The sequence below is a fragment of the Mycobacterium sp. 852002-50816_SCH5313054-b genome (assembly GCF_001667185.1).
Taxonomy (GTDB): Bacteria; Actinomycetota; Actinomycetes; order Mycobacteriales; family Mycobacteriaceae; genus Mycobacterium.
In genome coordinates, this window is record NZ_LZIC01000068.1 from 29,196 (window position 1) to 42,281 (window position 13,086).

At 65.6% G+C, this 13,086-nt stretch carries 13 protein-coding genes; 5 read left to right on the top strand and 8 right to left on the bottom strand.

Annotation, left to right across the window (positions count from 1 at the left end; genetic code table 11):
- Positions 1 to 2 precede the first annotated feature (2 nt).
- The 5 genes from A5787_RS14465 to A5787_RS14485 form a co-directional block, all read right to left on the bottom strand.
- A complete protein-coding gene (locus tag A5787_RS14465; protein ID WP_066967908.1) occupies positions 3 to 893 on the bottom strand; it encodes a hypothetical protein in 891 nt (296 codons plus the stop codon).
- 8 nt (positions 894 to 901) lie between these two features.
- Complete coding sequence (locus A5787_RS14470) at positions 902 to 1,426, bottom strand: nuclear transport factor 2 family protein (protein ID WP_066967911.1); 525 nt, start codon at positions 1,424 to 1,426, stop codon at positions 902 to 904.
- A 3-nt stretch (positions 1,427 to 1,429) separates the two neighbouring features.
- Positions 1,430 to 2,005 (bottom strand): hemerythrin domain-containing protein, encoded by a 576-nt coding sequence (locus A5787_RS14475; protein ID WP_066967914.1) that lies wholly within the window; start codon positions 2,003 to 2,005, stop codon positions 1,430 to 1,432.
- Positions 2,006 to 2,104: 99 nt separating this feature from the next.
- Positions 2,105 to 2,356: a hypothetical protein gene (locus A5787_RS14480; protein ID WP_066967917.1), complete on the bottom strand. Its 252-nt coding sequence runs from the start codon at positions 2,354 to 2,356 to the stop codon at positions 2,105 to 2,107.
- Positions 2,357 to 2,425: 69 nt separating this feature from the next.
- Positions 2,426 to 2,641, bottom strand: coding sequence for an acyl carrier protein (locus tag A5787_RS14485; RefSeq protein ID WP_066967920.1), 216 nt, complete (start codon positions 2,639 to 2,641; stop codon positions 2,426 to 2,428).
- A 220-nt stretch (positions 2,642 to 2,861) separates the two neighbouring features.
- Between A5787_RS14485 and A5787_RS14490 the strand changes: the two genes are divergently transcribed.
- Positions 2,862 to 5,777, top strand: coding sequence for an aminotransferase class I/II-fold pyridoxal phosphate-dependent enzyme (locus A5787_RS14490; protein ID WP_066967922.1), 2,916 nt, complete (start codon positions 2,862 to 2,864; stop codon positions 5,775 to 5,777).
- Here the strand turns inward: A5787_RS14490 and A5787_RS14495 are convergent.
- Positions 5,774 to 6,334 (bottom strand): PadR family transcriptional regulator, encoded by a 561-nt coding sequence (locus A5787_RS14495; RefSeq protein WP_066967925.1) that lies wholly within the window; start codon positions 6,332 to 6,334, stop codon positions 5,774 to 5,776. The genes A5787_RS14490 and A5787_RS14495 overlap by 4 nt on opposite strands.
- Before the next feature lie 119 nt (positions 6,335 to 6,453).
- Between A5787_RS14495 and A5787_RS14500 the strand changes: the two genes are divergently transcribed.
- From A5787_RS14500 to A5787_RS14510, 3 genes are all read left to right on the top strand, one after another.
- Positions 6,454 to 6,894, top strand: a complete 441-nt coding sequence (locus A5787_RS14500) for a nuclear transport factor 2 family protein (protein WP_255361723.1) — start codon at positions 6,454 to 6,456, stop codon at positions 6,892 to 6,894.
- 2 nt (positions 6,895 to 6,896) lie between these two features.
- Entirely contained in the window at positions 6,897 to 7,934 is a 1,038-nt protein-coding gene (locus A5787_RS14505) for an LLM class F420-dependent oxidoreductase (protein WP_066968150.1), read from the top strand.
- Positions 7,935 to 8,201: 267 nt separating this feature from the next.
- The gene (locus tag A5787_RS14510) at positions 8,202 to 8,855 is read left to right on the top strand and encodes a hypothetical protein (protein WP_197507137.1); all 654 of its coding nucleotides are present in this window, start codon (positions 8,202 to 8,204) and stop codon (positions 8,853 to 8,855) included.
- A gap of 16 nt (positions 8,856 to 8,871) precedes the next feature.
- Here the strand turns inward: A5787_RS14510 and A5787_RS14515 are convergent, their stop codons facing one another.
- On the bottom strand, positions 8,872 to 10,050 hold the full coding sequence (locus tag A5787_RS14515; protein ID WP_369829118.1) for an MFS transporter: 1,179 nt from the start codon (positions 10,048 to 10,050) through the stop codon (positions 8,872 to 8,874).
- A gap of 282 nt (positions 10,051 to 10,332) precedes the next feature.
- Here A5787_RS14515 and A5787_RS14520 point away from each other — a divergent pair, with 282 nt between their 5' ends.
- Positions 10,333 to 10,614, top strand: coding sequence for a hypothetical protein (locus A5787_RS14520; protein ID WP_066967934.1), 282 nt, complete (start codon positions 10,333 to 10,335; stop codon positions 10,612 to 10,614).
- Positions 10,615 to 10,691: 77 nt separating this feature from the next.
- On the opposite strand, the gene A5787_RS14525 is transcribed toward A5787_RS14520, so the two are convergent.
- On the bottom strand, positions 10,692 to 13,046 hold the full coding sequence (locus A5787_RS14525) for an arylsulfatase (protein ID WP_066967937.1): 2,355 nt from the start codon (positions 13,044 to 13,046) through the stop codon (positions 10,692 to 10,694).
- Positions 13,047 to 13,086: the final 40 nt, after the last annotated feature.

Genomic DNA, 13,086 nt, shown 5'->3' on the forward strand with positions numbered 1-13,086 from the left:
CGCTAGCCGCCGACCACATGTGCGCTGCCGTCGTCTAAGTCGTCGCGGCGCAAGCTCATAGGAGTCGCGGCGGGGATGTCGCCACCGGCGATCACCGCCCGGGTGATCCGGGTGAGCGCCTGGAAGAGCGTCTCCACCTCGTCGTCGGTGAGCGCGTCGAGCGCCGACAGGGCGAGCGTGTCGGTGCTCGATTCGATGTGGTCCTTCAATTGGCGGCCGGCCGCCGTCACCGAGCCGTCGTCGTTGAGCAGACCCCGCTCGGCCAGCCGTTGCTCGTGATGACGCCACGCCGCCTCGTCGTAGTCGCGGGTGCGGGCGATGTAGTCGCGCTGGACCCGGCCCGCCGCGGCATGCAATACGTTGGACTCCCGGCCCGAGACGCCGGCGGCGGCCAGTACGGCCACGTGCCCATCGCCGCGCTGCTCGCGCAACAGCGTGGTCGCATGCCACAGCGCGGCAAGCGGATCCTCCGGCCAGGGCAGCGCGAGGTTCGCGGCGAACAGTGGCCGTCCGTCGAGCGGCGCCTCGCGCGCCGCCCGGCCCGCCAATTCCGCTGTCACAGAGACATTTTCATCCGCGACGCCATAGCGGCGCAGCGCCGCCACGGCGGACTCCCGTCGGGCGCGCAGCGCGGCCTCCGGGCCGGCGATCTCCCACGCGGCCGGGAGGGCCTTGGCAACCCGCTCGGGTGCGAAGTTATAGAAGACCGCGGTTACTACCTCGCGCGGCATGATGCCCAGCGGCGCCGATCGCGCGGCGAAATAGCCCATCCAGAAGCCCCGGTAACCCAGCCCGTCCAAAGCCGCCCGCGCCTCCGGCGCGAAGTAGGTCACCGCATGCACCGGCTCGAATCGATCAAAGAAGCGTCGCGCCAATCCCGGTTCTCTGCGCACGGTCGCAGTTAACCACCCGGCGCGGGCCCGAGCACACCGACCCGCCCGGCGGCCGCCTCGCGTCGCAGGGCGGTGGTGGCCAGGTCGAACTTCACCCCGGGGATCGCCTCGGTGACCAACGGGTTGCCGGTCCACCAGGCGATGCGGCACGTCCGCCGGGTGATCCGCCAGCCGGCGGGCGTGCGCCGCCAGGCGTCGTCATACCAGCCCGTCCCGTCCCACAGGGGCCCGGTGTCGGCGGCCTTGCGCACCAGTCGCCAGCCGCCGTTGCAAAAGCTGTGCGCGACATCCCCCTCGGCGCGGACCACGTGGGTCGAGATGGTGTGTTGGGTGGCGTCGAACGGGTCGTGATAGGCGGCGAAGTCCGCCTTGAAGCGCGCGAGGTCGCTCCATCGCGATGACGCCCCGTAGTCCGCCACCACGTCGGCGGTGAAGATGGAGTCAAACAACTGCCACCGCTGGCTGTCCACGGCGAACCCGTAAAGGTTGAGCAACTGCGTGATCGCCACGACGTCGGTATCGGTGCTTGCCATGGCTCATTGACCTTTCAGGCTGCCGATCCGAAGCGAAAAGTCCGCGCGGTGGGATGACGACGTGCCCTCGACGTCCTCGACATAGCGCTTCGGATCGCGGTCGACGATCGACAAACCCTCGGTGGTGGGATGCTCGGCCATGAACTCGCTGTATTGCCGCCCGAGCGCCTCGCGAAGGCCGATCGGGGCGCTGCGACGGAAGTCCGGCAACCCGTCCCGCTCCTCTTCGCTCATGTGGTCGTCATTGGCCGATCGGGTGCGCCCGACGGCCGCCCACCACTCCTCGGTGCCCACCTCTGCCGCGTCGGCGTCGCGCACTCCGTCGCGAATGTCGTTGTGATCACCGATCGCATCGAGCGTCTCGCCTTCGGGATCGTTGGTCCCGCGCCTCAGCAGCTGCGGGTAGAAGATCTTCTCCTCGATATAGGCGTGTACGTCGAGCTTGTCGGCGAGGGGACGCCAAACTCGCTCGAGCGCGGAATGGTTGACGGCTTCCTGCCCGCGCAGCGAGTCCAGCCTGGCGAACTGCTGGCGGAACCAGTCATGGTCGGCGCCGATCAACGTGGTGATGTCAGCCATTCGAACTCCCGCTTTTTCGAGCGATACCCGCCGCTAGGCTCCGCGGCCACGGCCTCCATGCTGGCAGAACCACTCAACCCGCGACAGCGTGACGTTCGCTCAATTCTCCGAGCGGGGGGTGGGGCTCTGCACCGATTCCCATTTCGACGCCAGCGACCTCGTCACAGTGGTGCCGGGCGCCATGTCGAGCTGGAAGGTCTCACCGCCGCCCTCGAGTGTGACGAGGTATCGGCCATCGGTGAAGTCCTTGAAGACCACCTTGTACGGCTGCGCGCCGGCGCCGCGGTCGACGGCGATGATGTCGCCCGGGGCGACGTCGTCGATTCGGGCGTTTGCGGAAACTTCAGTCATGGCATCGACGGTAGCCGATGGGCAGCGGGGCGGTGCGGTCCGCTCGGGCCGGCAGCCAATCTTGTTGTGCTACTTGGTCAGCTGGACCAGTAGCTCATGACACCGTTGCGCACGTTTGGAATCCTCGGCCATCACTTCCTCGAAGAATGACGCGATGTCGTCGAGTCCGGCGTTTTTGGCATCGCGCACATACTGGCCGTAGTCGTGCCCGGCCTTCAGCGAGTGGTATTGCACAGAAACAAGGTCGTAGGTCACATCGTCGAAGCCGGTTTCCCCGGAAGCCACGGTAATCCTCCCTCAAGTCGTGATTCGCGTCTGAGAGACGCCTACCCGTGGCCGGCGGCGCTAAACAGGTGGCCGGAAGACCCGTTACCGCCGCCTGGCCGGGCTGTCACCCGACGGACGCGCATTGTTTGCCCGCGGGCAACCGGCGGGCGGATTGGGTCTGCGAGCCTTGACCGACGCTCCGAGACCGGGAGTCGCCGCGGACCGAGGAAGGGCGGCCATGACGGAACACTTGCGCGCTTACAACAGTCTGTGGCAGGTCCGCAGCGACTCATGGTGCCGGCTCGAGGAGGCCGCCGATCGGCTGACGCGCCCCACCACCGAGGGCGAGTTGAAAGCGAAGTGCATCAACACCTGTCAGGAGTTGCTCACTCGCCTGAGCGCTCTCGAACCGTATTGGGCCTACCCCGGATCGCCCCAATTCGCACGAGTCCAACGGCTTTTCGCCGCCGGCAGCTATGACAAGTTCGCGCAGGCACTGGTGCAGATCAACCGCGCGCTGACCACCGAGTCGTACCGCTCGGGTGACGTGGAGAACGCCGGAGCCGACGACCTGGACATGTTCCCGTCGGATCCGCGCCAGCTCGCCGAACATCAACCGGCCACCCAGCGCGACCGTCCCTATTTCGAGGTGCTCGTCGTCGAGAAGATGACCGAAGACCAGGAGCGGGCGCTCCGCAACGAGGTCCGCAAGTGGCGGCGCCCCGACGACGAATTCGTCTACGAGCTGGTCGTGGTGTCCAGCGGCGACGAGGCCCTCATCGCCGCGCGGCTCAACGTCAATCTGCAGGCGGTGGTGATCCGGCGGCGCTTTTCGCACCAATCGACCCGGGACCTGTCGGCGCTGGCGGAGTTCGTCGATACCGGGGTGTCGCACGAGTTGGCGGATCACCAGTCGCCCGAGGAACGGGCGCAGATCCTCGCGGTGTCGCTGGCGAAGTTGCGGCCCGAACTCGACCTGTATCTGATGACCGAGATCGAGGTGGAGGACATCGCCGGGCGGCTTGGCCAGTACTTCCGCCGCGTCTTCCACGCACGTGAAGGCATGCTGGAGCTGCACCTGTCGATCCTGCAGGGCGTGGCGGCGCGCTACCGCACGCCGTTCTTCAGCGCGCTCAAGCAGTACAGCCACCGGCCCACGGGTGTCTTTCACGCCCTGCCGATTTCGCAGGGCAAGTCGATCGTCAACTCGCACTGGATCAGGGACATGGTCGGGTTTTACGGCCTCGACGTGTTCATGGCCGAGACGTCGGCAACCTGCGGCGGGCTCGACTCGCTGCTCGAGCCGACCGGGCCGCTGCGCGAATCCCAGCAGCTCGCGGCCCAGGCCTACGGTTCCCGGCACACCTACTTCGTCACCAACGGAACGTCGACGGCCAACAAGATCGTCACCCAGGCGCTGGTGGCCCCGGGCGACATCGTGCTGCTGGACCGCAACTGCCACCAGTCACATCACTACGGGATGATGCTCGCCGGGGCGAACGTGGTCTACCTCGAGGCCTACCCGCTCAACGACTACTCGATGTACGGCGCGGTGCCGTTGCGCGAGATCAAGTCGAAGTTGTTGGCGCTCAAGCGCGCCGGCAAGCTCGACCGCGTCAAGATGATGTCGCTGACCAACTGCACCTTCGACGGCATCGTCTACGACGTCGAGCGGGTTATGGAGGAATGCCTGGCCATCAAGCCTGACCTGGTGTTCCTGTGGGACGAGGCGTGGTTCGCGTTCGCCCGCTTCCACCCCGTCTACCGGGAGCGCACCGCCATGGCCTCGGCGCGGGCGCTGCGGGAGCGGCTGGCCGATCCCGACTACAAGCGCCGCTTCGAGGAGCAGCTGGCAGCCGATTCGGCCGACGACGACGATCTGCTGGACCGCCGCCTCATTCCGGACCCGGCGCGCGCGCGGGTGCGGGTGTATGCCACCCAGTCGACGCACAAGACGCTGACCGCGTTGCGGCAGGGCTCGATGATCCATGTCTTCGATCAGGACTTCGACCAGAAGGTGGCCGTGCCGTTCCACGAGGCGTACATGGCGCACACCTCGACCTCGCCGAATTACCAGATCCTCGCGTCGCTGGACCTCGGCCGCCGACAGGTGGCGCTGGAAGGCGTTGAGCTGGTGCAGCGGCAGATCGAAAACGCGATGCAGCTGCGTGACGCGATCGACAACCACCCCCTGCTCAGCAAGTACATGAGGTGCCTTCGCACGTCCGATCTGATCCCGGAGGACTTCCGGCCGTCGGCCATCGCGCAGCCGCTGCGCTCGGGCTTGCGCAACATGATGGCCGCCTGGGATCAGGACGAGTTCGTGCTCGACCCGTCGAGAATCACGCTGTTCATCGGGCCCACCGGCTACGACGGGGACACGTTCAAACGCCAACAGTTGATGGACCGCTACGGGATTCAGATCAACAAGACGTCACGCAACAGCGTGCTTTTCATGACCAACATCGGCACCACGCGCAGCTCGGTCGCGTTCCTGGTGGAAGTTCTGGTCAACATCGCCCGCGAGCTGGACCAGAACATTTCCGAGATGAGTCTCGGTGAGCGTGAACACTTCGCGCAGGCGGTCTACCGGCTGACCGAAATGTCCTTGCCGCTACCCGATTTCAGCGGCTTCCACCCGGCGTTCCTGGATCACGGCGGCAGCGAACCGACGCCCGAAGGTGATGTCCGACGAGCGTTCTATCTCTCCTACGACGACACCAATTGCGAATACCTCATGGGCGAGCAGATCCTCGAACGGCTGGACGCCGGAGCCGACATCGTCTCGGCGACGTACGTCACGCCCTACCCGCCGGGATTTCCTGTGCTGGTCCCGGGCCAGGTGTTCAGCCGGGAAATCCTGCAGTTCATGCGTGACCTCGACACCCCCGAAATCCATGGTTACCTGCCGAATTTCGGCTATCGCGTGTACACGGAGAAGGCCATCGAGACGGTCAGCGCGTCGATCGGGTTGGCGACGCACAACGGTCACCGCCCCTCCGGGAGCACTGACGGGCCGGCGCCGCAGAAGCCGTCGAAGAAGAAGCCGACCAAACGCGGAGGGAGCGATGGCGACGGGAACGTCCCGGAGGTGGGTCAGGACGAGCTGATCGGCCGGCAGCACCCGGGTGACGCGGTGGACACCACGGTTTAGTGCGGCGAGAGGCGGACGTCCAGAATGGTCAGCGCACGCTCGGCCCATCGAATGTTCTCTTCCTCGAACGATATTCCGCGCAGCAGCGTCAAGTACGGTCCCACCCGTTCGTTCTGAGCCAGGTATTCCTTCTCGCCGCGGCCGTCGAGCATCCGGGCGCGCATCCGCTCGTAGCGTTGAAGTTTGGTCTTCGCGCGTTGCAGCCTTTCCGCCATGAAGTCGCGGACGGCCCGCGCGTCACCGGCATCAGCGGCCAGCAGCTTGACCGCGAGATCATCGCGGATCACCGAGGGCTTCGGTGCCCGGGCAGTGAACTCCCGGATCGCGTCGTGGCCCGACTCGGTCAGCGAGAACATGCGCTTGTTGGGTCGGCGTTCCTGCTGCACGACGCGCGCCCGGATCAACCCTTGCTCGGCAAGGCGGTCGAGTTCGCGGTAGAGCTGCTGTGGGGTAGCCATCCAGAAGTTGGCGACCGAGGCGTCGAAGCGCTTGGCCAGGTCGTATCCGGAGGCCTCACCATCGAGGAGTGCGGCCAGCACCGCGTCACGCAGCGACACGGTGACCAGCTTAACAATGCGAATACTCAAAAAAGTGACTAACCGCACATCGACACGACGGCGAACGGCCTCTACCGTCAACCCCACCTACTAAATAAATTGACTAAGGCGGGTGTCTCGTGGTTGCTGCGCATCCCTTTCGCAAGGCGGTTGAAGAACGGGATGAGGGCGCCATCCAGGCAATGCTGGCCGACAACGTGGTGTTCATCAGTCCGGTCGCGTTCAAGCCCTATGTGGGTAAGCCGATAACCGCGGCGATCCTGCGTGGTGTCTTGCGGGTCTTCGAGGACTTCCGCTATATCCGCGAGATCGCCGACGCCAACGGCCGCGACCACGCGCTCGTGTTCGAGACCGCGATAGCGGGGGCGCCGGGGGTGAAGATCACCGGTTGCGACTTCCTGCACTTCGACGACGACGGGCTCATCGACGAGTTCATGGTGATGGTGCGGCCGCTGTCGGGCGCGACGGCGCTGTCCGATGCGATGGGCGCCCAGTTCGGGCGCATCCAGCAGGAGGCCGTCGAACTCGCCGACCAGTTCGCCGTCGCGAAGGGATCGTGAGCATGCGGATCGGATTGGGGATCAACTATGCGGGCGGGTTCAAGGACGTCGCCGCCGAAGTGGCCGACCTGGAACGCGCCGGGTTGGACATCGTCTTTGTCCCCGAGGCGTATTCGTTCGACGCGGTGAGCGCGCTGGGCTACCTGGCGGCGAGCACGGAACGGGTTCAGCTGGCCTCGGGCATCCTGCAGCTCTACACCCGCACCCCCACGCTGACCGCGATGACCGCAGCCGGTCTCGACTACGTCTCCGACGGCCGGTTCACGCTCGGTCTGGGCGCCTCCGGCCCTCAGGTCATCGAGGGTTTCCACGGGGTGCCCTACGACGCCCCGATCGCGCGCACCCGTGAGGTCATCGACATCTGCCGGAAGGTGTGGCGGCGCGAAACCCTGCAACATCAAGGCAAGCACTATGTGATCCCGCTGCCCGCCGGCCAGGGCACCGGCCTCGGCAAGCCGCTGAAGCTCATCAATCGTCCTGTCCGAGAGTGCATCCCGATACTGGTCGCCGCGCTGGGACCCAAGAACGTCGAGCTGGCCGCCGAGATCGCCGAAGGCTGGCAACCGATCTTTTTCCTGCCGGAGAAAGCGCGCGATGTCTGGGGTGAGGCGCTGGCCGCCGGGCAGGCCAAGCGCGACCCCGCGCTGGGAGACCTCGACATCTTCGCCGGACCGGTCCTGGCCATCGGCGAAAACGTCGAGCCACTACGCGAATTCGTCAAGCCGCACCTGGCGCTCTACATCGGCGGGATGGGCGCCAAGGGCAAGAACTTCTACCACACCCTGGCCACCAAGTACGGCTACGGCCCTCAGGCCGACCGGATCCAGGAGCTCTACCTGTCGGGTGACAAGGACGGCGCGGCCAAGGTGGTGCCCGACGAACTCGTGCGTGACGTCAACCTGATCGGTTCGCGCGATTTCGTCAAGGAGCGCTTGGGGGCGTTTCGGGAGGCCGGAGTGACCACCTTGAACGTGTCGCCTATCGCCGATACCCCCGCCGAACGGATCAAGCTGATCGAGACGCTACGCGAGTTGCTCTAACCGCCGAGGCTCGCGGGCCGCCGTGTGCGCCAGTCGAACTGTCCCGGGAAATCCGGCTACCGTGTCGCGACCTGCCAAGACTTCACTTGCCATAGCATGTGTGCTATCGCGCCGGCGGCCGGACGCCGTCAGAAACGGTACCCGGCTATGACCCCGAGCCCTCAAGGCGAGCCGTAGGAAGCAACTGAAATGGACCTGGACCCAATAACCCACCCGCTGAGACTGGCCAGAGGATCGCATCAGCCCGCATCGGGCAAAGGGTGTGCAATGAACGCGATTTCATACATCAACGGCGACGAGCACATCACCGACTTCCCGGCGACTTCGGCCCGCCCGCTCGCCTCCTTCGTCCAGTTGTGCAATGACCTGCTTGCCGGGCCCGACGGCTATCTTTCACCGCAGGACAGCCTGCTGGTACTCGACTTGGGGTGGCTAACGGTTGGCACCGCCGATGTCGCCGACACCGTCATGCACCCATGGGTGGCCAAGCTGTTGGTCAGCCCTCCGTGGGGCGTGGCGCAATACGCTGAGAACGCTGCGGCCGAGGCGATCACGGCCATCGCCGAACTGCATCGCCGGCTCGTCCCCGGCGAGACGCCGCCAATCGCGGAATGGGATGGCGCGGCCCGCGCCGCGCGCGCGGTCGGTACCACGCCGGTGACCGCCGAACGGTACGCGGTCCGGGCCGCCTATCAATCGACCGCACTCGTCGAGACCGACGACTGGGACACGCTAGATGCCGTAACCGGCAACGCCCTCAAAGCGCATAGATTGGCTAACGGGGATGTAGGAGCCGCCCGGGTCGTGGAGATAACGCGCAACGCCATTCGCTCATGGCGGCGTTTAGGCGGGTTGAGCGTTGTCAGCAACTCGCCAACGCGGCTCGCCGCTGCCGCGCGATGCAAAGTTGTTGCGGCATAGGACATCGACCACTGAATCAGCTCTGGCGGTGACGATCCCGTCGCAGCCGCATCGCGCGACTGACCGCCGTTGCCAACGCGAGCAGCGACATCGCGGCCAGAATCATCGTGGAGACCGCGGGCCCGACCGTGGTCAGTATCAGGGGCAGGCCGAAGCCGATGTAGGTCACCACGTAGAACGCTCCCACGAGCGCACCCCGCAGGCGCCGCGGCGCCGCGGCTTCGAGATCGATCAAGCCCTCGCGCAGGCAAAGACCTGACGCGCACCCCAGGATGAAGAACACCGACAGGCCCAGGGGCAGCGGCATGGTCGGCGGGGCCACCGCGGTGACCGTGTAGCCGAGCGCGGCCAGCGCCGCGCCCGCGGTGCCGGCATGCGGCCCCCAGCGGAGCGCGCGGGCAAGTACCTGAACTCCTCCGCTGACGCCATTGACGATCAGCGTGGCGGTGCCAGCGGCCAGGGGCGCCGCCAACCCGGTGTGCACCCGGCTGGGAATCGTGATGAATCCCAGCGTCGCCGACGCGAACACCCACGGGGCCAGCGGCAGGGCCCAACTCAGCGCCCACGCGGTTCCCTGCCGCGCCGCCGCCGACGGCTCCCAGTCGTGCGTCGTCGCCGGTGCGGTCGCGCTGCCGCGCCGCACGGCCGCGACCGAGAAGACCATCGCCGCCACGACAAGGGCGGCGGCCAGCCCGAACGACCATCGAATGCCGGGTTGTCCGGACCGCGCGATCAGACCCGCAGCGAACGGACCGATGGCGAAGCCGCCGAGCAACACCGCCCCGGCGGTGCCCGCGCCGGCGGGACCTTTCAGGTCGGAGGCCCATGCGGTGCAGGAGCTCATCAAGAGACCAACCCCGATTCCGACGACCAACCGCCCCACCAGGAGCACGTCGGGTTGCTGCGAGAGCAGCATCGCCACCGTCCCCACCAGAGTGGCCGTCGCGCCGGCCAGCGCCACCGCCTGACGCCCGAGCGCATCGGACAGCCGCCCGCCGACGAGCAGCCCGGGCAGCAATCCCAGCGCGTAGATCGCGAAGATGGCGTCGAGCCTGGTCGCATCGAGGTGTTGGCGGTCGCTGATCACGGGCATCAGCGCGACGAAGTGGTTGGCTATCCAGCCCGTTGACAACAACAAGGCCAAGACGCTGACGAAGGTCACTTGCGCCGCACCGGGGTCTGGGCGCTCGGCCACGGTGTCGGACGCCGGTCGTGGCCCAGTCGTCAGGTCGGTCGACCATTTCGACGAGAGCACGGATTTCCTCCCCTGGGGTCCTAAGAGCGCGGGCGGCCGACGACAGGTATTGGACAAACCCGCCTACCGAGTTATTCCCACTGAGCGGCAAGGATGCACAGACTCCAGCCGGCTCCTGCGCGCGCCCCTGCAAACGCTCGGCTTGCCGGTGCAAAGCGCAGGTAAGGTTTGAAACCAGCCGATTTGGTGTACAGATACCCCACTGCGAACCCAGGAGGGCAAATGATGAAGCGAATCGCTGCGGCAACGGTTGCGGTCGCCGCACTGCTGTCCGGCGCGTGTTCTGCCTCACAGGTGATCAACACCGGAGGCGACACCAAGTGCAAGGACTTCACCACGCAGGACGAGAAGAAGCAGAACGACGAGGTCAGCAAGATGCTCAAGGACAAGAGCGGCACTGACCCGACCAGTATGGAGATATCTGCCACGCGTTTGTCGGCGACGACGTGGTGCCAAACGCTGGGCAAGCCGGACTCCAAGATCTCCGAGTCGCCCCACGGCTGACGCCGGCGCGGAACAACCTCGGGGTCGGCGGCAACCTCTGCACTGCAGTGGGCAATCCGCTATCCGCGCCTATCCGCCTACTGCTTCGCCAAGGCGACGAGTAGCTGGTCCTGCGGTTGGATCAGATGGTTCTGGCTGTCGCCGCCGATTTCAAGCAGTACCCAGGCGATTTCGCCGGTGAAAGCATTGCCGGTGGGAGCGTAGTCCGGTGAGCATGGTGACCCGGTGCTGCGCCCGACATCGCATGCTTCGTCGGCCGAAAATGCCATGGGCTGGGTTATGTCCACCCGCCCCTTACCCGCCGCGGCGCCGTCGTAATACAGCATTACATCACCGCCTTTGGCGAGTCCGCCTCCGTCGTAGGCGAATTCCATGCGGAGCTGGTGCTCGCCGGCGGGGATCGGCTGATCGGCGGTCACCGTGAATCGGTGGATGCCTAGGAAGTTGTAGCAATACTTCAGCCGGCCTTCGTGGGCATATAACGCCCACCCGCCGACCAGACCTCCCTGGGCGACGATCACGCCGTTGGCACCGGCCTCGGGCACGGTGACGCTCGCCGTCACGGAATGGGAGGTGTTCTTGAGCACCAGCACGCAGTTTTCGCTGACTCGCATCCCGGGGAACAACAGCTGCCGGTTTCCGCGGATCAGTTTGGGACGCCCGGCGGTGTCGGGATTGAACCGCTCGAACGAACGATCATCGAGTGGCACCACGTTGTACTTCACCGCCTCGATGAGCCAAAGCCGTTGCAGCTCTGCCAGCTTCTGCGGATCGTCCTTAGCGAGGTCGTGGGCCTGAGTCCAGTCGTCGGGTGCGTAGAGTTCCCAGACATCTTCGTCGAATGCCGGCGCGTCGAGCAGCCATGGCGTGCGGTGCTTGGTCACCGCCATCCAGCCTTGGTGGTAGATGCCTCGGTTGCCGAGGCATTCGAAGTACTGCAGATCGTGATTTTCGGGCGCGGTGCCGTCGCGCAGCGTGCCGAGCATGCTCACGCCTTCGATGGGGGCCTGCTGAATCCCATTTACCGACACCGGGGCGGGTAGTCGCGCCGCCTCCAGGATCGTGGGGGCGACGTCAATCACGTGATGGAACTGTTGACGGGACTGGCCCTTCTCGGCAAACCCGTTGGGCCACTGCACAACCGTCCCGTTGCGGGTGCCGCCCCAATGCGACGCAATCTGCTTTGTCCACTGATACGGCGTACACAACGCGTGCGCCCAGCCGACGGCGTAGTGGTTATAGGCGCGCGGCGTTCCGAAGTCGTCGATCTTGCTCTTCAAAAACTCCGGGCTTTCGATGCCCGCCAGCCCGTTGAGCGTGGTCATCTCGTTGAAGCAGCCGATCGGAGTGCCCTCGGCGGAGGCGCCGTTGTCGCCGATGATGTAGAAGATCAGGGTGTCGTCAAGAACACCGAGATCGGCGATCGCGTCGACCACCCGACCCACCTCGTGATCCGTCTGCTCTAGGAAACCGGCGTAAATCTCCATCTGCCGAGCCAGCACGGGCTTGAGGTCGGCCGGCATGTCGTCCCAGGCGGGAATCTCCGTGTGCCGCTGGGTCAATTCGGCGTCTTGCGGTATTACGCCAAGCTGTTTCTGCCTCGAGTAGATCCGCTCACGCAACACATCCCAGCCGTCATCGAATTTGCCCCGATACTTGTCCGACCACTGCGCGGGAACGTGGTGCGGGGCGTGTGTGGCTCCCGGCGCGAAGTACATGAAGAACGGCTTGTCCGGAGCAAGGGCTTTCTGCTGGCGCACCCAGCTGACAGCGCGGTCGGCAATATCTTCCGTGAGGGTGTAGCCCTCCTCCGGAGTCTTCGGCGGCTTGATCGCGGTGGTTCCCTCGTACAACCCGGGGTAATACTGATTGGCCTCCGCCCCGACAAAGCCATAGAAGTATTCAAACCCGGAACCCGTCGGCCACTGATGGAATGGCCCGACCGCGGAAGCTTCCCAGGCGGGAACCTCGTGGCATTTTCCGAACTGGGCTGTCGAATACCCGTTCAGCCGAAGCGTTTCCGCAATCGGCGCTTTGTCTTTCGGGCGCACACTGTTGTAACCGGGAGCCGAGGTGGCCAGCTCACTGACCCCGCCGGTGCCGACCGAGTGGTGGTTTCGGCCCGTCAACAGCGCTTGGCGGGTGGGCGAGCATAGCGCTGTGGTGTGGAAGCGGTTCAGCTTGAGGCCGCCGTTTGCGAGGCGCTCGGCGGTCGGTGTGTGACAAGGGCCGCCGAATGCCGAAGAGGCGCTGAAGCCCACGTCATCAAGCAGGACGATCAATACGTTGGGCGCACCCGCCGGTGGGCGCAACATCGTGATCGGCGGATAGTGACTATTCGGATCCTTCGCGTCATATGTCGTCAACCCGACGTGCTTGCGATCCGCGATGGGCAGACTTTCCCGCATCACCTGCGCGGCAGTCTCCGTCATGATCAGTCCCTTCTCGAGCGTTCTGTGGTGGGCGGACTCG